Source organism: Actinoplanes sp. NPDC051346 (genome assembly GCF_040682215.1).
Taxonomy (GTDB): domain Bacteria; phylum Actinomycetota; class Actinomycetes; order Mycobacteriales; family Micromonosporaceae; genus Actinoplanes.
Window position 1 is genome coordinate 134,711 of sequence record NZ_JBFBAJ010000003.1, and the last position, 20,274, is coordinate 154,984.

The window sequence follows — 20,274 nt, forward strand, 5'->3', positions numbered from 1 at the left end:
CCGTGATCCCCGAACCAACCCGTGATCCCCGAACCGACGAGCAACCGGCACTTCCTCAGCCTGACGCCGGAGGTGGTCGGGCGGAAGCGGGCGGACTCACGAATACGCCAGCCGCTCGAACTCCTTCTGCGCCCCGCTCCAGAGAAAATCGCTGACCTGGGTAAACGCGATGGCGGTCAAGCCCTCGTGCGGATCGTTGAACCAGGTCGTGCCGTAGCCACCGGACCAGCCATAACGTCCCGGGCCGGACGTCTCGTCCGCGGCGACGGTGACCGCCATGCCGAGCCCCCAGCCGGCACCGCCGAGTATCTGGCCCGCCGACTCCACCTGCCCGGACGTGAGCCGATTGCTCGTCATCAGCTCGACCGACTGCTCGGACAGCAGCCGTGTGCCGCCGTGGATCCCCCGATCGAGCAGCATCCGGGCGAAGGCGTAGAACTCATCCACGGTGGACACGAGCCCGCCCGCGCCCGATGGGAAGATCGGAGGCTCGCTCCAGATCTCGGGGGCGGTATCCGTATGTTCGGTCATCGTGCGGGTGCCGGGGTCGGTCATGTAGTAGGTCGGCAGCTCACGGGCCCGGGACGCGGGCAGCCAGAAACCCGTCTCGCGCATGCCCAGCGGGTCGAAGAGCCGCTCGCGCAGCACCTCTCCGAGGGGTTTGCCCGCCGCCCGCGCCACCAGGACGCCGAGCACGAGGCTGCCGACGTTGTATTGCCACTGCTCGCCCGGTTGCCGCATCAGTGGCAGCGTGCCGAAGCGGCGGATCCACTCGTCGGGGTCGTGCGGGGTGCGCGGGTCGGGCGGCCCGAGCACCAGCTCCAGCTCGTTTGCCCGCTGGTTGACGGGCCAGGGCGGGTCGAAGGACGGCTCGGTGATCATGCCGAAGCCCAGCCGGAAGGTCAGCAGATCCTCCACCGTCGCCGGCCGGTGCGCGGCGACCGTGTCGTCCAACGGCCCGTCGATGCGGGCCAGCACCCGCTGCCCGGCCAGCTCGGGCAGCAGGCGGTGGACGGGCTCCTCCAGATCCAGGACGTCGTCCTCGACGAGGATCATCGCCGCGGCGGCGAGGACCGGCTTGGTCAGCGAGGCGATCCGGAAGATCGTGTCGCGGCGCATCGGCACGTCGCCGCCGAACGCGGTGGTGCCGATCGCGTCGACCCGCACCTGGTCGCCGCGGGCGACGAGCGTGACGATTCCGGGGAACTCGCCACGCTCGACGCGCGCCGCCATGGCCTCATGCAACGTCATGGGACCACCCTGCCAGGTGGCCCTGACAAAAATCAGAATCCCGCGAGGACGGTTTTCCCGATCGACGATCCCGCCTCGGCGGCCGCGTGCGCCTGGCGCAGGCCGGCGGCGTCGATCTTCTCGATGAGGGTGGTCATCGTGGTGTGCAGGACTCCCTTGTCGACCAGCTGGGCGGCCTGGGTGAGGATGTCGTGCTGTGCGGTGCTGGTCGGGTCGAACAGCGCCCGGGTGAACATCAGCTCGTAGTGCCAGGCGATGCTCTTGGACATCAGCGGCCGCGGGTCCAGGGGCACGTCCTCGATCGCCACCACGGCTCCGAAGGGACGAACGATCTGCGCGAACGTCTCGATCATGCCGGCCGAGTGCGTCGAGAGGACGTAGTCGACGCCGTCCGGCAGCTGGGCGGCGAGGTCACCGTGGTGGTCGACGACGCGGTGCGCGCCGCGGTCGAGCACGTACTGGCGGGACTCGGGACGCGACGCCGTACCGATGACCTCGAGGTTGGTCAGCTGGCGGGCGAGCTGGACGGCGATGGCGCCGACGCCTCCGGCGGCGCCCAGGACGAGCAGGGTGCCAGTGCTGTCGGCGGTCAGCCGTAGCCGGTCGAAGAGCGACTCCCACGCGGTCAGGGTGGTCAGCGGCAGCGCCGCCGCCTGCGCGAAGTCGAGCGTCGCGGGCTTCGGGCCGACGATCCGCTCGTCGACCACGTGAAGCTCGGCGTTGGTGCCCGGACGCGCGATCGAGCCCGCGTACCAAACCTCGTCGCCGGGACGGAAGAGCGTGACCGCCGAGCCGACGCGCTCCACGACGCCGGCCGCGTCGTACCCGAGGATCTTGGGTTCGCCCTGGGGGTCGTTGCCCGCCCGTACCTTCACGTCGACCGGATTGACCGAGACGGCCTTGACGCGAACGAGCAGATCGTGGTCGCCGGGCTCCGGAACCGGGAGCTCAAGGTCGAGCAGGGAGGAGGGGTCAGAGATGGGAAGACTATTGCGGTAGCCCACCGCTCGCATGAGTTCAGCCATGTCAGGGACGATATTCCGACCGCCCTAGTTACCGTCAACGGATGTTAGTTCCCTTTGGGTACTACTATGGGACCCATGGTCACCACCTCCTGCGGCCGCGCCCACAACGTCTACGACGTGTCGTGCCCCTGCCGTCCCATGCTTGACCTGCTGGCCAACAAGTGGAGCGCCCTCGCGCTGGGCGCCCTCGAGGACGGCCCACGACGCTTCGGAGCGCTCAGGGCCAAGCTCGAGGGCGTCAGCCCAAAAGTGCTCACCGCCACACTGCGCCGCCTTGAAGAGCACGGCCTGATCGACCGAACGGTATATCCCGCGGTGCCGCTGCACGTCGAATACTCGCTGACCCCGCTGGGCCAGGACGCCTGCGAGCCACTCGCGCTGCTGCGCCGCTGGGTCGAGGACAACATCGACCGCTTCCCGCCGGACGTTTTTGTCGGACCCCGGGGATAGCGTCTCGCCATGACCGATCAGTGGCGCCACCTTCCCGCCGCCGCCCGGCCCATCGCCGCGGCCTCCGCCGCCGCCGCGACCGCCGCCCGGGACCAGGACCGGGAGGCCCTCACCGAAGCGGTGGCCCAGCTCAGTGCACAAGACCAAACCCAAACCGGGCTCATCTTGGGTACGGCGGTGCGCCTGCTGTTGGAGACGGCCCACCCCGACGGCCTCGACGCGGACGACGTACGCGCCGTGCTGGAGAAAAGCGTCCGCTCGGCGGCCTCCTGGTGCCCCGAGGTCGATCCACAGGTGACGCTCTACCTCCTCGCCGGCGCACTGGGAGTCTGGGACGACGACGGCTCCCCACCGCCGGCGCCGGGCGCGCTAGCACTGCATGCGGCGCTGCTGGTCGCCTATTTGAGTGGAGGCCGACCGTTCGCGCAGGTCATGACCGCCACGCTCGGCGAGATCCAGCATGCCCAGCTCAACGACTAGGCGCGGATCTCACGCTCCCGCGAGCATCCCGCCAGCCAGCGACGCAAGTGTCCCGCCTAGCGTGAGGGCCCGCATGGCAGCGTGAGGGTCCGCCCGGCGGCACGCTGGTCCGCCCGGCGGCACGCTGGTCCGCCCGGCGGCACGCTGGTCCGCCCGGCGGCACGCTGGTCCGCCCGGCAGCACGCTGGTGCCGCGCCAGCCGGCCGCTAGAGTCCCCGCCCGCCAGCCGCGAGGCCCAGCTAGCGTCCCCGGCCGCCAACCGCGCGAGGGTCCAGCCAGCCGACGTTAGCGTCCCGCCCACCGGCCGCGCGAGTCGCGCGGTGCGACCTTTCGACTGCTGGCCGCTGCGCCCGGAATCAGGGAGCTTCTGCAGATTCGCAGGATCCGGCGAGCAGTCGGCACGGCGCTGGATGAATCGATGAGCGGTACGGGTCGTTGAGCCCTTCGGCGGCGGCATTTCCGCCGGCGCCGACAGCTGCCCGACAGGAGTCCGCCATGGCCAAGGAACGACCGGTGACCGCCGGGGGCAGGACGGCGAACGACCGCGGCCGCCACCCCGCGGCATCCGACCCGCAGGCGACTCGTCCCGCATCCGCGGCCGTCACCCCGGGCCCTCGCCGTCCCGCCTCGGGAAGCCCCGCCGATCCCCGTCCCATCCCCCCGCCTTTCCTCACCTTCGAGGAAGACCCCGCGAGAGTCACCCCCGCCGAGGATGCCGCCACGTCCGCGGCAGCACCAGCGACATCACTCGCGGCGTCACTCGCCGCCGATCAGGCCCACACTGCCGGGCCAACCGCATCGACCGACCCGGCCTTCGCCGCAGATGAGGCCCGGGCTGCCGGACAGGCCGCCGTCGCCGGCACGCATGCCCCTGCCGACAGGCAGGCCGCCGCCACGCATGCCCCTGCCGACAGGCAGGCCGCCGCCACGCATGCCCCTGCCGACGGACGGGCTGTCGCCCCCAGGCAGGTCCCTTCTGCGGGGCAGGGCGTTGCCGCTGAGCGAGCCTTCGGTGCCGGGCAGGCCACATCCGCCACGCAGGCGCTCGCCGCCGGGCGGGCCCTCGCAGCACGGCTTGGTCGGTCCATGGAGGAGATCTCACCGTCCAGCGACGGTCCGTCCGTCGGGCAGATCCAGGAAACCTGGCAGACCCGAGTCACCGCGCAGGACCAGGTGACTGAGCAGGACCAGGAGGCTGGGCAATTCCAGTCATCTGAGCATCTCCAGACCACCGGACAGAGCGGGGCGACTGGCCAGGGCCAAGCAACCGGACAGGACCGAACGACCGCACATGGCGAAGCGACCGGACAGGGCCGGGCGGTTGAACCGGACCATGCGACCGGACAGAGTGAGGCGACAGGGCAGGGCCAAGCGACAGGGCAGGGCCAAGCGACAGGGCAGGGCCAAGCGACCGGACAGGGCCAAGCGACCGGACAGGGCCAGGCGGTTGAATCGGGCCTGGCGAACGGGCCGGGTCGAGAGGCCGGGCAGGGTTGGATCCTTGATCAGCGTTCGCGGGCGCCGAAGCGTGGCGTGGCGAAGGTTCCTTCTCCTCGGCCGGCGTTGCCCGGTTTGCAGTTGCAGCCCATGGTCCATGTCGCGGACATGGCGGCTGCGGTCGGCTTCTACGAGAAGTTGGGCGGCGAACTGATCCACGGCGACCGGGGCGGTGATTGGGTGTTGATGCAGGTTGGGACCGCCCAGATCGGACTGGTGACCCGTCCGCCCGACCCGGCTCACGGTGAAAGCACCGTCGAGCTCAACTTCTCGGCGACCATGCCTCTTGAGCGCCTGGAACAGCAGCTACGCGACCGTGGCGTCACGATCGTGCAGCTCGCCGTCGATCCGGATCTGGGCACCCGCCTGCACGTGGAGACGCCGGATGGCATGCCGGTCAAGATTCATCAGGTGGAGCCGGACCTGCTGATCTGAGCCGACCCCGACAACGAGCGCCCAGACGAGCGCGACGAGCGGCAGGGAGCAGTAGGCGGCAAGCAACGAACGGCGGCAAGCAACGAACGGCGAGTCAGAGCGGCAAGGCAAGAAGCGAGCGGCTAGGGCGAGCGACTAGGGCGAGCGGCCAGGGCGATCGGCCAGGGCGAGCGGCTAGGAGCGAGCGGCGGGGTGGCCTGGCCGGTTATGGCTCTGGGTTGCGAGCTGTTTGTGGTGCCGGGTGCGCTGCGCGGCTCCGCGACGCCGGTGGGCAGGCGGCTGCGCGATGCTGCGCGGATGGCACCGCCAGTCGCAGGATGAGCAGGCCGAGCAGCGCTCCGGCGGAGTTGGCGATCAGATCGTTGATGTCGATGGTGCGCCGGCTGCCGAGGGTGAGGCCGAGGATCAACTGCACCGTCTCGATCGACGCGCTGGCTGCCAGGGCGCGCCAGCCTATCGCCCATGGGCTGTCGGCTGATGGCCACAGCAACGGTACGAGCACGCCGAGCGGGATGAACATGATGACGTTCAGGGTGAAGCTTGGCGCGTCGACGTCGCCGGGTATCCAGTGGACCATGGTCATGAACGGCTCGTCCGCCCAGTAGGAGGCGGGGCGGACGCGGATGGGGAAGATGGTGATGGCGATGACGCACGCGGCGTACAGGAGCAGGAGTCCGATCGTTGCGCGCCGCCACATGATCCTTCAACGGTAGGCGACCGCAGAACGACAGGTGAGCGGTGGGCTGCTCCTCAAGGGGAGTTACTCCGTCGCGCGCGGGGCGTACATGATCACTGCGACGCCGAGGAGGCAGAGGGTCGCGCCGAGGATGTCCCAGCGGTCTGGGCGGAAGCCGTCCACCAGCATTCCCCAGGCTAGGGAGCCGGCTACGAAGACCCCGCCGTAGGCGGCCAGGATGCGGCCGAAGTTCGCGTCGGGCTGCAGGGTGGCCATGAACCCGTAGGCGCCGAGGGCGGCTATCCCGGCGCCGATGAAGAGCAGGCCCCGGTGTTCCCTGATGCCCTGCCAGACGAGCCAGGCGCCGCCGATCTCGGCGAGGGCGGCGAGCAGGAACAACGCGATGGACCGCAGCACGGACATGTGGGGCATTCTCGCCGACGGGCACGACCCGTCAAAGCGACCCACGCCGTCAAAGCGACCCACGCCCTCAAAGCGACCCACGCCGTCAAAGCGACCCACGCCCTCAAAGCGGCGTCACCCACGCGCCTACCTGCCAACGCGAGCCACGAGGAGCCCCGCCGAGGCGGCTAACCCGCCGGGGCGGCGGCGGGACAGCAACAGCGGCGGGACAACGCCAAGCAGCGACAGCGACACCCGGCAGAGCCAGCAAGACAAGCGACACGCTGCAGAGCCAGGAAGCAGACCGCAGACGGCAGGCGTCAGCTGGGGCGCAAGCCGACCGACGTCCGCGGGTTAGGCGGTTCGGCGCAGCCGAGCAGGCCGACCAGGCCGGAAATCCAGAGCTGCCGGTACACGGTCGGGCTGGGGTGACTGACCACGAGCTTCACCCCGGAAGCCGCCGCGGCATGGAAGCAGGCCACCAGGATGCCGATGCCGATGCTGTCGATCAACATCACCCGTTGGAGGTCGAGGTCTATCCGTCCCGGCGTCTGCGAGGTCAGTACGTCGTTGACAGCGTCACGCATGACGTGGGCGTTGTCGAGGTCGATCTCCCCGCTCGGGGCGATCTCCACGGTTCCGTCGGCCAGTTGGCGAGTGGTGATCGGCAGATACACGGCTGCCCTCTTCCTGGCGTCGTGCGGGCGACGCCGAATGTTCCGCGGAATCTTCTGCGCTACCAGCCGCGCAGCCCTGCACCTCACCCCGGCGCCGGTTGGATCTCCGCGTCCCTAACAACTATCCGCTGGTCTGCAAGTTACGCCAGGTAGGCGCGGAACGCCAGCGTAGTTCATCCGCCCTGAATGTGCTGGAACGGTCATGGGCGCGGACAGACATTGACGAGCTCCCATGCTATCCGAATACTCACCGTATGTGTAGGAGTGCCGTACGAGATGAGTGACGCTCTTTTCAGGACCGTGACGCCCCCGGCCACGACCCGTACGATCTCGAGCTTTACCAGTGTCGACATCGATGACACGCGGTCGCTGCTGCAGCGCTTCTGCTACTCGCTCGCGGTCGGAATGCCGGAGGGCTCCGAGGGGTTCGAGTTCCGTGCCGATGTGATCCAACTCGGACCGCTGACGGTCGGACAGCTTGGCTTCGGGGCTCCCGTGACGCTCGTCGCCAGCGAGCTGGACGCCTACCACGTGACCATTCCGACGAGCGGCCGGCTACGCACCCGGCACGCCGGGCACGAGGTCACGGCCGAACCGGGAGCCGCCGTCCTGTACGGCCCCGGCAAGCCGGTCTACACCCTGCATTCCGCGCATTCGGCCGAGCTCGACGTCAAGATCGAGCGATCGGCGCTGGAGGCCGAACTGGCGTCGCTGCTCGGGCGTCCGGTGACGGGGCCGATCGATCTGCCGCCCGTCATCGACCTCGGGGTGGGGCCGGCCCGGAGCTGGACCACGCTGGTCCGGATGCTGCGGGGCGAGATCGCCTATCCGGGCAGCCTGGTCCGGCAGCCGTTGATCGCCGAACAGCTGCGCCGCAGCGTTCTCGGCGGGCTGCTGCTCAGCGTGCCGCACCGCTACACCGACGAGCTGACCGCGCCCGCGGCCGCCGGGCCGCCGCGGGCGGTGCGGCAGGCCATGGAGGCCGTCCGGGACGAGCCGGAGCGTCCCTTCACCGTCGGGGACCTGGCCCGGATCGCCGGCGTGAGCGTGCGGTCGCTGCAGGAGGGCTTCCGCCGGCACGTGGGCTGTTCCCCCATGACCTATCTGCTTCAGGTACGGCTGGAGCGCGCGCACGAGGCTCTGCGGCGGGAAGACCCGGCGCGCGTCACGGTGGCGGCGGTGGCGCACCGTTGGGGCTTCGCGCATCTGGGCAGGTTCGCTTCGGCGTACCGTGCGCGTTTCGGGGTGTGCCCGTCGCAGACCTTGCGCGGCCTCGCCTAGCGGTTCACTCTCCCGGGTCGCGGCGGCGGGGGCGAGGAAGCTCCTCGATCCGCGTCGGTGCCGCCGCCGGACCGGCGAAAAGGTGGCCGCGTGGGGGGACCCAGTCGCGCCACGGCCCTAGTCGGGGCGGCACTTGCACGGCCGCGCCGTCGCCCGCGCCCCGGAGGGCGCGCAGATAGGCGAGCACCCTGGCCGCCGCCGCGCCGCCGTCCTCGGTGAGGGCGGCGAGCATTTCCTTTTCGGTGCCCGGGTCCTGCTCACGGGCCTGCAATCGGGCGGCCAGCGCCGCGAACAGCCGGACGAGTTGACCGGCGTCACGCTCGGCGTCGGACAGCCCGCTCACCTCGTCACGCCTGTGTCGAGTGAGCGCGGCTTCGGGACGGCACCCCTGCGTTCATTCATGTCACGTTCCCCTCGCCACGGGTGCGCGCGGTCCCCGCCGGATCGCTCGCACACATGACAACGCAGAAATGTATTCGCCCCACTACGCACCGTCCATCCGTTGCGCGCGGCGGCTGTCCGAATCACGCTCGATTGGCCCCCGGAGCGGTGATAATTCGTTTCCTTCGCGGGCGCGACCGCGTGGGTTTCCGGCTACCCGCGGGTATGCCTGGACCGAAGGCACACCCCGGGAGGAGCCATGAGCGAGCAGGATCGTACGCCGCTGGAGGAGACACAGGAGGTGGCCGACGCCATTGAGGACGATGTCGCGGTGGACGCGTTCGTCACCGGCGGCGGGCCGGATTCCGAAAACCCGCGGTTCCAGCAGCCGGGCGAGGATTTCACCGTACGCACCGGCGCCGACCAACCGTGGGACCCGGAGGATCTGGCCGTGGCCCAGGGACGCGACCCGACGCCGGAGAACATCGAGCGCGCCCGGCGGGAGTTGGAGCGCGACGGGCCAGCGGCCATCGAGCGAACTGTCCCGTAGCTATTCGACGGTGGCGGTGATGGTGTGCCAGCCGGTCGCCCCGTCCGGGAACGGCGTCGCGCGTTCCCCGGTCTGCACCGTGCCGGTGCCGTCGGTGGCCCGTACGGCGAGGGTGTGCGGCCCGGGCGTCGCGTCCCAGCCGTAGCGCCACTGCACCCAGGTGTCCGAGGAGGGCACCGGCAGCAGCTCCGCTTTGCGCCACGGCCGCTCGTCGACCCGGACCTCGACGGTACGGATTCCCCGGCCCTGCGCCCACGCCACGCCCGAGATCATCACCTTGCCGGCGGCCACCCGGGCGAACGGCCGCGGGGTGTCGATGCGTGAGGCGGTCTTCACCGGCCCCCGGGCCGCCCAGCCTCGGCGCACCCAGTAGGCGTCGAAGTCCGCGAACGTGGTCAGCTCCAGCTCGGTCACCCACTTGCATGAGCCCGCGTAGCCGTACAGGCCCGGAGTCAGCACGCGTACGGGGAAGCCATGCTCCAGCGGCAGCGGTTCGCCGTTCATGCCCACGCAGAGCATCGCGTCGCGCCCGTCGAGGACGGCGGCGACCGGCGTGCCGATCGTCATGCCGTCGGCGGACCGGGCCACGAGCTGGTTCGCCGCCGCGTCCACACCGGCCTCGGCCAGCAGTGGCGCCAGCGGCACGCCCAGCCACCGCGCGGTGCCGACGTACGGGCCGCCGACCTCGTTGGACACGCAGTTGAGAGTGATGTCGCGTTCCCTCAGCGGTCGCTCGAGCAGGTCCGCGAAGGACAGCGACATCTCCTTCTCGACCATGCCGTGGATCCGCAGTGACCAGGCATCCACGTCGACCCGGGGCACGCTCAGCGCAGTGTCCACCCGGTAGAGCCTCGCGGACGAGAAGCCGGGCGCGACACCAACGGGCGGGGCCGGGTCGGCGGGAGCGGGCAGCGTGATCGCTTCCCGGGAGCGGGCGGCGGCGCCGCCGCGTACCCTCCGGGTCGTCTCGGCGGCGGCGCCGGCCAGCACGGCGCCTCCGGTGACCAGCAGGGTGGTCCGCAGGAAGGTCCGCCGGTCCGGGGTCGCGGGCCGGGGCAGCGACCAGGTCAGCAGGGTTGCGCCGGCTATCGCCGCGCCGAGCAGCGACGGTACGGCGTCGTAGCTCGTCGCGGCCGGGCGCGACAGCGCCGCGGCGGCACCCGCCAGGCCGAACAGCGCGGCTCCTCCGATCGCGACCCAGGGACGGCGTGCGCTCAGGACGCCCACCACGGCGGTGACCATCACCAGGACGACCGCGATGCCGCTCAGCAGGGCCGGCTTGTCATAGGTGCCCAGCGTTCGCACCGCGAACTCCTTGACCGGCGTCGGCGTCGCGTCGATCACCGCCTGGCCGACCGCGACCAGCGGCGCGGCATGCGGCCGGGTGGCCGCCGCGAGCAACTGCGCGACGGCCAGCCCGAGGGCCGCGGAGAGGACGCCGGTCAGCGCCGGTCTTCCCGTACGCCGGAGCACAGCTCAGCTCTTCGGCATCAGGACGGAATCGATGATGTAGACGGTCGCGTTGGCGGTCTGCACGTTGCCGCAGACGACCGAGGCGCCGCCGACCTTGAAGTCCGTGCCGCCGCCGGTGACCGTGACCTCGCCGCCCTCGAGCGTCTTGTGCGAGCCGGCCAGGTCGGCGGGCGCCAGCTTCTCCGGCACCACGTGGTAGGTGAGCACCTTGGTCAGCGTCTTCTTGTCGGCCAGCACCTTGTCGAGGTCCTTCTTGCCGATCTTGGCGAACGCCGAGTTCGCCGGCGCGAAGACGGTGAGGGCCTCCGCGGTGTTGAGCGAGTCGACCAGCCCGGCCTTCTTCACCGCGCTGACCAGCGTGGACAGCACCGGGTTGCCGGAGGCGGCGGTGGCGACGGGCACCTGGGCCATCGCCGCGAAGCTGCCGGGATCTGACGAGTCGGTGGGCACCGCGGAGCAGCCGGCCCCGAAGTTCGTCATTTCCGCCGGCGAGGACATCATCGGCGCGGCGGAGGTGGTCGTCGGAACCGCCGCCGGGGCGGCCGCCTCCGACGCGGCATCATCGCCGCAGGCCGCCAGCGAAGCGGTGAACAGGACGGCCGCGGCGACGGCGGTGAGACGGGTGGCGCGCATTGTGTACCCCTCAGTAGTGGTTTATTACTTCGCTACTGATTCGGACTGAAATGCTCGCCGGATTGCTCTCAGGTCAGCGGAACCTGGGCGACGATCCGCGACGGCGACACCGCGCCGGCCGCCGGCTCGAGCGAGACGGCGAAGACGTCGTTGCCCGGCACGCCGCCGACCAGCTCGATCGCCGACTGCTCCCCCGCACCCAGCAGGCCGACCGAGGCCGGGGCGCCTGTCCCACGGATCGTCCACAGCTGGAACGCGCGGTCGGCCGCGGGCGCGCGGTCGGCTCGCACCGACACGACGCTGGCCGCCTGCTCGCGCGACGACGCCACGGTCACCCGGCCGCCACCGGTCATCGGCGCGCTGCGGACCACCAGGTCGGAGGCGGACAGGATCGCCTGCGTACGCACCTCGCGGAGCTGCGCGGCCGAGGCGATGGCGCTCTGGTCGCGTACCCGCTGATCTTGAATGGCGTAGACGGTCGCGCCCGTCCCGGCCGCGAGGACGACGGCGGCCGCGACGGCGACCGCATAGCGGCGCCCGCGAGACGACCCGGCCGCGACACCGGGCACGCCCTGATCGGACGGCGCGGACTGCCGGGTCCGGCCGACGGCGGCCATTACTTCGGTACGCAACCGAGGCGGCGGCACCGACCAGGTGCTGTCCGCCAGGCGTGCGGCGGTCTCCCGCAGCTCGTCCAGCTCGGCGCGGCAGGCCGCGCAGTCGGCGACGTGCCGTTCGAAAGCCGCCCGTTCCAGGTCGTCGAGCGCGTCGAGCGCATAGGCACCGACGAGCGCGTGCACATCCGAGGAGCTCATGAGGTCACCTCCACTCCAAGGCAGTCGCGCAGGCGGATCAGCCCGTCACGCATGCGGGTCTTGACGGTGGGCAGCGGCGCGCCGAGCAGCTCGGCCACCTCCCGATAGGAGTGGCCCTGGTAGTACGCGAGCGTCACCGCCTGGCGCTGCAACTCGGTCAGGTCGTCCATGCAGCGCCGGACCTGCTGGCGTTCGAGCCGGCCGGACACCTCGTCGGCCACCTCGTCGTAGGGCGTGTCCACCGAGGCGGCGCCCACCTTCATGGTGCGCTCCGCGGACGCCTGCTCGGCCCGGACCCGGTCCACCGCTCGGCGGTGCGCGATCGTGAACATCCAGGCGGTGGCCGAGCCTCGGGAGGCGTCGAAGCGGGCGGCCGTGCGCCAGATTTCCACCAGCACCTCCTGGGCGACCTCCTCCGCCTGGGCCGGATCGCGCAGGACTCGGCGGATCAGCCCGTACACGCGGGGCGCGATGAGGTCGTAGAGCCGTCCGAAGGCGGCCTCGTCGCCGCGGGCCACGCCGCGCAGCAGGTCACCGGCGTCGGCGGGTGGGGCCGGCACCGCCGAGAGGTGGTCCGGCCGCCGGGCAGCGCCCTGCTCCATCGGTGTCGCCTCTCCGTCGTCCACGGGCATTCAACGCGGATTCGGTGCCGGACGCGACGGGGATGGGTCGACTCAGCTCGGGAGCGGTTTTTGCGATGCTCCGGCCGGCGCGCTGGGCGGCGCTGCGGGCGGCGTGCCGGCCGACGCTCCTGCCGACGCTCCGGCCGGCGTCGAGGCGAAGAGTTCGGACACGGTGACGAAGCGGAAGCCCCGGCGGCGCAGGCCGTCGAACATCGCGGGCAGTCCCCGCACGGTCACCAGGCGGCGGTCGTCGCCCTCATCGTGAGCCAGGACGATGTCGCCCGGCTTCACCGACTCCACGATGTAGGTGGCCTGCGCGCCCGGATCGTCCTTGTATCTGATCTCGTGCATCGCCTCGGACCACAGCGCGATGTCGTAACCCATCTTGGCCGCGGCCAGGATCGTCGATCCGCCGATGTGCCCGAAGGGCGGCCGCAGCAGGGTCGGCGTGCGGCCGGTGTGCCGCTGGATCGCCTCGTGGGTGCGTTCCAGCTCCCGGCTCACCTCCCGCAGATCCAGCGTGGCGAGGTCGGTGTGCGACCACGAGTGGTTGCCGATCTCGTGCCGGGCCAGCCGCCCACGGACGAGGTCGGAGTACTTCTCGAGGTTCTGCCCGACCATGAAGAAGGTCGCGGGGACCTGGGCGGCGTCCAGGGCGTCCAGCACGTCCGGCGTCCACTTGGGGGCCGGGCCGTCATCGAAGGTCAACGCCACCAGCTTCTCGGTGGTGTCCATCCGGTAGCGGATGGCGACATCGGCGTGCTTCACGGCGGAAAGGTCGTCGGCCGCGGCGGCGTACCCGCCCTGCACCGGCGGGCGGTCCCAGCCGAACCAGTCGCTGATCTCCCTGGTCCCCGCCACCCCGGCGGCCACCCCGGCCGCGCCGGCGAGGGCGGTGCGGAGGAGGGAGCGCCTGCTCAACGGCCGCATGCCGGGCCCTCCGACCGTACGGAGGCGGGCATGGCGGTCGACGGCATGGCGTCCTCTCCTGGCGGCGGTGAGCATGGACCATGGAGCTTCGTCGATCGCGTCAAGGCTAACGTCGGCCTTGTTGCGGTGCGTAGCCCCTGGTTCACCTCAATCGGCAGTGAGGACCGCCGGGTAAGCGCCATGAAGGGCACCAAAAGGTGCAAGCCGGGCGCCCCTGGGGTGCCCGGCGGGTGCTGCGTGTGATTTCGGTCGCAGCGGTTGCGCGCTACCCGAGCTTGATCGTGCGGCCGCTGGCGATGGAGTCGGCGGCCGCCGCCAGGATCCGCACGACCTCGGCGCCGAATCGGACGTCCAGCGGCGAGGGCGAACCGCCGTTCGCGGCCCCGATCAGCGCGTCGAGCGCGCGCCCGAACGCCTCCACCGGCAGCCACGGCACCGGGGGAACGACGGCGACGCCGGACTCGCCGTACAGGGCGGCGTCCTCGCGCTCAAGCTTGGCCGGGGCGTCGACCGAGAGGGTCAGCGTGCTGATCGCCCCCTCGGCGTGCCGCAGCAGGATGTGCGACATGTCCCGGGTGCCCGCCAGTGCCGTCACCTCGGTGACCGGCCCCAGAATCGGCAGCACCAGCGCGACCGCGTGCGGGCCGACGTCCCACAGGCCGCCGCTCTCCTTGCGCCACGCCGACTCACCGAACGGGTTGCCGGGCTGGAAGATCGACCCGAGGTGGTCGATCCGGGCCTCCAGCCAGCCGCCGGCCTCCTGAGCCCGCTCGACGAACTCCTGGATCTGCGGCATGAACCGGCGGGTGAAGAACACCACCCCGGCGACATCCCGCTCGGCGACGGCCGCGACGATCTCGTCGGCCGCCGCGGCGGTGAACGCCGGCGGCTTGTCGAGCAGCAGATGCTTGCCCGCCCTGGCAGCCCGCAGGGCGATGTCCGCCTGTACGTCCGGGGGCAGCGCGACCGCGATCGCGTCGACGTCGGCGATCAGCGCGTCAATGTCCGAGTACGGCTCGGCGCCGTGCTCCCCGGCGAGCGCCGCCGCCTTCTCGGCGTTGCGGCCCCACACGCCGACGAACTCGACATCCTGATGCGCCGCCAGCGCCGGCGCGTGCGCCTGGTGCGCCCAAGGTCCCGTGCCGAAGAGTCCGAACCGCATGGCCGTGTCGCCTTCCTCGCCGCAGAACACCCGGCCGAAAACTAACACGCCCACGCTGGTCAGTACGCTGTGCCGGTGATGAACGGCCCGCTCTCTACCGCCACGATCGTCGTGGCCCTGGTGCTGGGAGTCTGGTACCTGGTCCGCACGGCGATGAACCGCGCCCCGAGCAACACCGACCTGTGGTCCATGCTCGCCCTCAGCGCCCTCGTCGCGATCCTCGTCGTCGTCGCGGTCGTCGGCCTCTTCACCGGCGACCGGCCCGCCGACTGGACCACCTTCGTCGGCTACCTCATCACCACGGTCGCGTTCGCACCGGTCGCGGTCTACCTCGCCCGCCTCGAACCGACCCGGTGGGGCACCCTCATCCTCGGCGTCGCCAGCCTGGTGCTGCCGGTCCTGGTGCTGCGGCTGCAGCAGATCGCGGAGGTGACCGGTGGCTGACCAGCCGACCCCGGCCCCGACCCGCCCCCGCGACGCGGCCATCGGCTCCGGCCTCGGCCGCGTCCTTCTGCTCGTCTACGGCATCTTCGCGCTCTCCGCGAGCGCCCGGGCCCTGGTGCAGATCTCCACCCACTTCTCCGAGGCGCCGCTGGCCTACCTGCTGTCGGCCTTCGCCGGCCTGGTCTACCTCGCGGCCACCATCGGCCTGGCCGTCGGCGGCGTCCGGGGCCGAATGATCGCGCTCGTCAGCTGCACGATCGAACTGATCGGCGTCCTGATCGTCGGCGCCCTCAGCATCGCCGACGCGGTCGCCTTCCCGGACGACACGGTCTGGTCGCGCTTCGGCAGCGGCTACGGCTACGTGCCGCTCATCCTGCCCTTCATCGGCCTCTGGTGGCTCTGGCGAAACCGTCCCAGCTACCCGAGATAGGGCGTGGCACGCCCCTCGGCATAGTGACGAAGTCGTAGTCGCACAGTGTCATGGATGGGGATGCGGCGTGACGATCATCTGCCTATCGAAGCGATACAGCGAGTTGTACAGATGCACGGTGTGCAATCCGCTCTCCACGTCGGGCCGATCGCGCAGAGGTTCGCAGAAATTGAGGGCATTGCGGTGCGAGGACGCTCAAGCGCAGCGAGTCGGCGACCTGTACGACCGATTCCTCTCGTGGCCCGATGCCAATCGTTGACGGCTCAGGTGATGACGTGGGGGATGAAGTTGCAGCGGTCCTTTGTCACCAAACCGTCGGTGCCGAGGCCTTCGCGGATGCCCATGCCGGCCGGCTCGCCGTCGATCAGCCAGGAGCCGATCACCGGGTGGACCGTGCCCTCCAGGCCGTCGAATGATGGGAGCTCCAGCAGCTCCTGCACCACGAAGCGGCCGTCGGCGCCGTACTCCGAGGGGTTGTCGGTGAGCGTCACGCCGTCTTTCACCAGGGTGACCGAGCCGCCCTCGCGGCCCCAGATCGGCTTTTTCGCGTACGAGGTCAGCTTGGCCGCTCCCGAGGATTCCGCGAAATAGGCGGGCAGCAGGTATTTACCCCGCTCGGGGTCGTCGCCGAAGAGCTTCCACAACACCGGCAGGATGGCCTTGTTGCCGAGCAGCGCCGCCTTGTACGGAGGTTCGATCCAGACCGTGCCGCGTTTGGTGGGGTCGGCCATGTTGCGGAAGAAGGCCTTACCACCCTCCTCGTTCCAGAACCATTCCCACGGGTACAGCATGAAGATGACGTCGATGGGTTCGGCCTTGTGTTCCTGGCCGGGGGCGGGGACGAAGAGGACGCGGTCGCCGGCGACGTCCCAGCCGATCTGGCTCATGGCGATGAGTTCGACCGGGTAGCCGGCTTCCTCCGCCGTGGCCATCAGGTAGGCGACGTTCATCCGGTCCTCGCCGGTGGTTTCGCTGGTCTCGTACGCGAAGAAGATCTTGGGTTTCTCGGGGAGCCAGGGCCGGGCCTCGCGGAGCTTGGCGATGTTGCGCCGCCAGGCGCCCGGGTTGGCCGGTTCGCCGTCCGTCGCGGCCCAGCCGACCAGCCGGTCGTGGACGGAATTCCATTGCCGCCACGGGTGCTGGGTCACGCCGGTCTGGTCCATCCAGTGCCACTGGACGACCGCGGCCTCGACCAGGGACGTCGGCGTCTGCGCGTTGTATTCCAGCAGGCGCGGCACGCTGCCCGCGCCGTTGTACCAGAGGTCGAAGCGGCCGTAGACGGTCGGTGAGAAGTCCGGCGTCTGCATCGGCAGGCGGCCGTCCGGGTCCTTGTCGTGGTGGGTCCAGGTTTCGGCGTCGTCGTCGAACCACGTACGGATGATCTGCTCGTGGGTGTATTCCGGAATGCCGATCTTCGTCAGGAAGCAGGTCTCCGGGGTACACACCGAGGCGAAGTAGCCGTCCCGGCGGCCCTGCGCGGTGCGCCGGGGGCACTGCTGGACCATCCAGTCGCCGGCGTCCATGCACATGCTGTTGAGGGCGGTCGTCGCCGTCTCCAGCTCCTCGATCTCCGCCTCGGTGAAGTCGTAGTACGGGCCCTCCTGCCAGTACGAGATCATCGTCCCGTCGGGCAGTTCGGTGTCGTTGTAGGTCAGCCCGAGGCTGTAGTTGGTGAGTCGCCAGCCGTCGCGGACCGGCCCGTACGGAATCCGTCGCAACGCTCAGCCGCCGGACTTGCCGGAGGAGCCACTGCCGCCCTTGCCGACGACGCTGGTCTTGACCGTGCCGTTGCTGATCCTCCCCGACGACGGCAGGCCGAACGAGGAGCGCGCGGCCTTGTCGTTGTAGGCGAACTTCGACCCGCCGGACGGCAGTCGGGAGCCGATCGGGTAGCCGGAGCGGTAACCCGACGAGTGCCAGATGAAGAACCCGCCGCCACCACCGCCGTCATCGTCATCGCACCTGTCCTCGTCGACGATGACGCCGTTCGAGTCGGCGCAGTAGAAGCCCTGTTCCTCGTATTCGTCGCCGCTGTCGCACGCGGCCGCGCCGCCCGCGGCCAAGAACAGGAACGTGCTGGTCAGAGCCACGCTACGGGAGCTCATCCGTCGGTTCACAGTCGGCTTCTCCGCCCTTTCCCTTATCGGGGTCGCACTATCAGTTGTAGCGACCCCGATCAAGACAGGGCGCTACGCGCGGGGTCCACCGGCCACGTAGATCACCTGGCCGGAGACGAACCCCGCTCCCTCACTGACCAGGAAGGATACGGTGTTCGCCACGTCTTCGGGACGGCCCGCGCGGCCGACGGGAATCTGACTGATCGCCGCCTTGGTGAAGTCCTCGAAGCTCATGCCGACGCGGGCGGCGGTGGCGGCGGTCATGTCGGTGGCGATGAAGCCCGGAGCGACCGCGTTCGCGGTGATGCCGAACCGGCCGAGTTCGAAGGCCAGGGTCTTCGTGAAGCCCTGGATGCCGGCCTTGGCGGCGGCGTAGTTGGCCTGGCCACGGTTGCCGAGCGCGGACGTGCTGGACAGGCTGACGATGCGGCCGAAGCCGGCGTCGACCATGTGCTTCTGCACCGCCCGGCTGAACAGGAACGCGCCGCGCAGGTGGACCGCCATGACGGTCTCCCAGTCGTCGTCGCTCATCTTGAACAGCAGGTTGTCGCGCAGCACGCCGGCGTTGTTCACCAGCACGGTCGGCGCGCCGAGTTCGGTGGCCACCCGCTCCACCGCGGCCGTGACCTGGGCCGAATCCGACACGTCGGCGCCGACGGCGAGGGCGGTGCCGCCCGCGTCACGGATCGCCGCGACCGTGCCGGCACACGCGGCCTCGTCGAGGTCGACGACCGCCACGGCCATGCCGTCGGCGGCGAGCTTGCGCGCGGTCGCCTCGCCGATGCCGCGCGCGGCTCCGGTGACGATGGCTACCCGACTCGGCTGGGTCATTCCTGGCCTCCCACAGATGATCCTCGGTGACCGGCCGACTCTAACCCAGTTGTTACCGGCGAGTTAGGGCTTGCGGCACAGCCTGATCCAGCGGTATCCGTAGCCCTTGACCGCCAGCGCGTCGAGCTCGCCGGGGTCCGGGTATTCGCTGTCGGCGAGGACGTCGTTGGGAAACTCCGCCTCTTCGGCGAGCGTGCCCAGGTCCACGACGCCGTCCTTCGGACCCAGGTTGTGCAGGAAGAGCATCGTCCCGGTGCGGTCGTCGGCGCGGTGCACCAGCACTCCGGGCGGCGCGGGAACGTCGACGTGGGTGCAACTGCCGCTGCCCACCTCGGGCGCCTCCCGCAGGGTCCGGATCATCCGCTCGAACCAGGAGAGCAACGACCCCGGGTCGTGGCGCTGGAGCGTGACGTTGACCTTCTCGTACCCGTATGTCGGGTCGGACACCACCGGCCGGACGAGGTCGCCGGGCTCCGCCGTGGAGAAGCCGCCGTTCGGCAGGGAAGACCATTGCATGGGCGTACGGATGGCGTCGCGGCCCTTCTGCGACAGGTCGTCGCCCATGCCGATCTCCTCGCCGTATCGCAGCACCGGCGTGCCGCGCAGGCTGAACTGCAGCGCGTACGCCAGCTCGACGCGCCGCCGGTCGCCGCCGAGCATCGGGGCCAGCCGGCGCCGGATGCCGCGGCCGTAGAGCTGCATCTCCTCGTCGGGTCCGAACTCGGCGAAGACGTCGCCGCGCTGCTCGGCGGTGAGCCGGGAGAGGTCGACCTCGTCGTGGTTGCGCAGGAACGTCGCCCACTGGCCGCCGGACGGCAGCGCCGGGGTGTCGCGCAGCGCGTCGATGATCGGCTCGGGGTTGTGGCGGGCCAGGGCGAGCATCAGCCGGCCGTTGAGCATGAAGTCGAAGAGCATGTGGATGCGGTTCGACGAGCCGGAGTCGTCGCCGAAGAAGCGCTTGAGCTCGTCGGGCTCCACGTTGGCCTCGGCGAGCAGCACCGCGTCGCCCTTGCGCCACTGGATGTGCTGGCGCAGATCGGTGAGGAAGTTCAGGTCCTTCGGCGAGGCAGGGTTGCCCGGCTCGGTCTCCTCGATGATGAACGGCACCGCGTCCATCCGGAATCCGGCCACCCCGAGCTGCAACCAGAACGCGCAGATCTTCTTGATCTCCTCGCGGACCCGCGGGTTGCCGATGTTGAGGTCCGGCTGGAATTTGTAGAAGCGGTGGTAGTACCACAGCTTGGCGGTCCGGTCGTAGCTCCAGGTCTCGTCCTGCTCACCGGGAAAGACCATGCCCTGGTGCCGGTCCGGCGGCTGGGTCTCGGACCAGACATACCAGTCACGGTACGGCGAGTCCGGCGACGACCGTGCCGACTGGAACCACGGGTGCCGGTCCGACGTGTGGTTGACGACCAGGTCGATGATCACCTTGATGCCACGGTTGCCCGCCTCGTGCAGGAGCTCGGCGAAGTCGCCCAGGGTTCCGAAGCGGGGATCGACGTTGTAGAAGTCCTCGACGTCGTAGCCGTCGTCGCGGTTGGGCGACGGGTGGATCGGGTTGAGCCACAGGCAGGTGACGCCGAGCCGGGCGAGATAGTCCAGCCGCCCGATCAGCCCTCGGATGTCGCCGACACCGTCACCGTCGGAGTCGGCGTACGTGTCAATGTCCAGGCAGTAGATGACCGCCTTCTCATACCACCGGTCGCTCATG

At 70.3% G+C, this 20,274-nt stretch carries 23 protein-coding genes; 7 read left to right on the top strand and 16 right to left on the bottom strand.

Annotated elements, in window-relative coordinates; genetic code table 11:
• Positions 1-96: 96 nt before the first annotated feature.
• Positions 97-1,251 (bottom strand): serine hydrolase domain-containing protein, encoded by a 1,155-nt coding sequence (locus AB0M36_RS08950; protein WP_364154613.1) that lies wholly within the window; start codon positions 1,249-1,251, stop codon positions 97-99.
• 32 nt (positions 1,252-1,283) lie between these two features.
• The gene (locus AB0M36_RS08955; protein ID WP_364154615.1) at positions 1,284-2,276 is read right to left on the bottom strand and encodes a zinc-binding alcohol dehydrogenase family protein; all 993 of its coding nucleotides are present in this window, start codon (positions 2,274-2,276) and stop codon (positions 1,284-1,286) included.
• Between the two features lie 75 nt (positions 2,277-2,351).
• Here AB0M36_RS08955 and AB0M36_RS08960 point away from each other — a divergent pair, with 75 nt between their 5' ends.
• From AB0M36_RS08960 to AB0M36_RS08970, 3 genes are all read left to right on the top strand, one after another.
• Positions 2,352-2,726, top strand: a complete 375-nt coding sequence (locus AB0M36_RS08960; RefSeq protein WP_364154618.1) for a helix-turn-helix domain-containing protein — start codon at positions 2,352-2,354, stop codon at positions 2,724-2,726.
• A 9-nt stretch (positions 2,727-2,735) separates the two neighbouring features.
• Positions 2,736-3,206: a hypothetical protein gene (locus AB0M36_RS08965; protein WP_364154620.1), complete on the top strand. Its 471-nt coding sequence runs from the start codon at positions 2,736-2,738 to the stop codon at positions 3,204-3,206.
• A 1,086-nt stretch (positions 3,207-4,292) separates the two neighbouring features.
• On the top strand, positions 4,293-5,138 hold the full coding sequence (locus AB0M36_RS08970; protein WP_364154622.1) for a VOC family protein: 846 nt from the start codon (positions 4,293-4,295) through the stop codon (positions 5,136-5,138).
• 205 nt (positions 5,139-5,343) lie between these two features.
• Here AB0M36_RS08970 and AB0M36_RS08975 read toward each other — a convergent pair whose 3' ends face one another.
• The 3 genes from AB0M36_RS08975 to AB0M36_RS08985 form a co-directional block, all read right to left on the bottom strand.
• Entirely contained in the window at positions 5,344-5,835 is a 492-nt protein-coding gene (locus AB0M36_RS08975; RefSeq protein ID WP_364154624.1) for a VanZ family protein, read from the bottom strand.
• Between the two features lie 63 nt (positions 5,836-5,898).
• Positions 5,899-6,237 (bottom strand): YnfA family protein, encoded by a 339-nt coding sequence (locus AB0M36_RS08980; RefSeq protein WP_364154627.1) that lies wholly within the window; start codon positions 6,235-6,237, stop codon positions 5,899-5,901.
• A 299-nt stretch (positions 6,238-6,536) separates the two neighbouring features.
• Positions 6,537-6,893, bottom strand: coding sequence for an STAS domain-containing protein (locus tag AB0M36_RS08985; RefSeq protein ID WP_364154630.1), 357 nt, complete (start codon positions 6,891-6,893; stop codon positions 6,537-6,539).
• Between the two features lie 276 nt (positions 6,894-7,169).
• On the opposite strand from AB0M36_RS08985, the gene AB0M36_RS08990 reads away from it, so the two are divergent.
• Positions 7,170-8,174 (top strand): AraC family transcriptional regulator, encoded by a 1,005-nt coding sequence (locus AB0M36_RS08990; RefSeq protein WP_364154631.1) that lies wholly within the window; start codon positions 7,170-7,172, stop codon positions 8,172-8,174.
• 4 nt (positions 8,175-8,178) lie between these two features.
• Here AB0M36_RS08990 and AB0M36_RS08995 read toward each other — a convergent pair whose 3' ends face one another.
• Positions 8,179-8,517, bottom strand: a complete 339-nt coding sequence (locus tag AB0M36_RS08995; protein ID WP_364154634.1) for a hypothetical protein — start codon at positions 8,515-8,517, stop codon at positions 8,179-8,181.
• 297 nt (positions 8,518-8,814) lie between these two features.
• Here AB0M36_RS08995 and AB0M36_RS09000 point away from each other — a divergent pair, with 297 nt between their 5' ends.
• On the top strand, positions 8,815-9,105 hold the full coding sequence (locus AB0M36_RS09000) for a hypothetical protein (protein WP_364154636.1): 291 nt from the start codon (positions 8,815-8,817) through the stop codon (positions 9,103-9,105).
• On the opposite strand, the gene AB0M36_RS09005 is transcribed toward AB0M36_RS09000, so the two are convergent.
• The 6 genes from AB0M36_RS09005 to AB0M36_RS09030 form a co-directional block, all read right to left on the bottom strand.
• Positions 9,106-10,578: a molybdopterin-dependent oxidoreductase gene (locus AB0M36_RS09005; RefSeq protein WP_364154637.1), complete on the bottom strand. Its 1,473-nt coding sequence runs from the start codon at positions 10,576-10,578 to the stop codon at positions 9,106-9,108. It lies immediately after the preceding gene.
• A gap of 3 nt (positions 10,579-10,581) precedes the next feature.
• On the bottom strand, positions 10,582-11,211 hold the full coding sequence (locus AB0M36_RS09010; protein WP_364154640.1) for a fasciclin domain-containing protein: 630 nt from the start codon (positions 11,209-11,211) through the stop codon (positions 10,582-10,584).
• Positions 11,212-11,279: 68 nt separating this feature from the next.
• Positions 11,280-12,026: an anti-sigma factor gene (locus AB0M36_RS09015; protein WP_364154643.1), complete on the bottom strand. Its 747-nt coding sequence runs from the start codon at positions 12,024-12,026 to the stop codon at positions 11,280-11,282.
• Positions 12,023-12,628 (bottom strand): sigma-70 family RNA polymerase sigma factor, encoded by a 606-nt coding sequence (locus AB0M36_RS09020; protein WP_364155395.1) that lies wholly within the window; start codon positions 12,626-12,628, stop codon positions 12,023-12,025. The genes AB0M36_RS09015 and AB0M36_RS09020 overlap by 4 nt, the downstream gene beginning before the upstream one ends.
• A gap of 72 nt (positions 12,629-12,700) precedes the next feature.
• Positions 12,701-13,579 carry a polysaccharide deacetylase family protein gene (locus AB0M36_RS09025; RefSeq protein WP_364154645.1) on the bottom strand — a complete coding sequence of 293 codons (879 nt, stop codon included), beginning with the start codon at positions 13,577-13,579 and terminating at the stop codon, positions 12,701-12,703.
• Positions 13,580-13,844: 265 nt separating this feature from the next.
• Positions 13,845-14,741 (bottom strand): Gfo/Idh/MocA family oxidoreductase, encoded by an 897-nt coding sequence (locus tag AB0M36_RS09030; protein WP_364155396.1) that lies wholly within the window; start codon positions 14,739-14,741, stop codon positions 13,845-13,847.
• A gap of 78 nt (positions 14,742-14,819) precedes the next feature.
• On the opposite strand from AB0M36_RS09030, the gene AB0M36_RS09035 reads away from it, so the two are divergent.
• Together AB0M36_RS09035 and AB0M36_RS09040 are read left to right on the top strand one after the other, a co-directional pair.
• On the top strand, positions 14,820-15,185 hold the full coding sequence (locus tag AB0M36_RS09035) for a hypothetical protein (RefSeq protein WP_364155397.1): 366 nt from the start codon (positions 14,820-14,822) through the stop codon (positions 15,183-15,185).
• A complete protein-coding gene (locus AB0M36_RS09040; RefSeq protein WP_364154648.1) occupies positions 15,178-15,615 on the top strand; it encodes a hypothetical protein in 438 nt (145 codons plus the stop codon). Before AB0M36_RS09035 ends, AB0M36_RS09040 begins: the two co-directional genes overlap by 8 nt.
• A 263-nt stretch (positions 15,616-15,878) precedes the next feature.
• Here the strand turns inward: AB0M36_RS09040 and AB0M36_RS09045 are convergent, their stop codons facing one another.
• The 4 genes from AB0M36_RS09045 to AB0M36_RS09060 form a co-directional block, all read right to left on the bottom strand.
• Positions 15,879-17,333 carry a glutathionylspermidine synthase family protein gene (locus AB0M36_RS09045; RefSeq protein ID WP_364154650.1) on the bottom strand — a complete coding sequence of 485 codons (1,455 nt, stop codon included), beginning with the start codon at positions 17,331-17,333 and terminating at the stop codon, positions 15,879-15,881.
• Positions 17,334-17,336: 3 nt separating this feature from the next.
• The gene (locus AB0M36_RS09050; protein ID WP_364154653.1) at positions 17,337-17,720 is read right to left on the bottom strand and encodes a hypothetical protein; all 384 of its coding nucleotides are present in this window, start codon (positions 17,718-17,720) and stop codon (positions 17,337-17,339) included.
• An 84-nt stretch (positions 17,721-17,804) separates the two neighbouring features.
• The gene (gene fabG, locus AB0M36_RS09055; RefSeq protein ID WP_364154656.1) at positions 17,805-18,563 is read right to left on the bottom strand and encodes a 3-oxoacyl-ACP reductase FabG; all 759 of its coding nucleotides are present in this window, start codon (positions 18,561-18,563) and stop codon (positions 17,805-17,807) included.
• 63 nt (positions 18,564-18,626) lie between these two features.
• Positions 18,627-20,273 (bottom strand): alpha-amylase family protein, encoded by a 1,647-nt coding sequence (locus AB0M36_RS09060; RefSeq protein ID WP_364154659.1) that lies wholly within the window; start codon positions 20,271-20,273, stop codon positions 18,627-18,629.
• Position 20,274 lies beyond the last annotated feature (1 nt).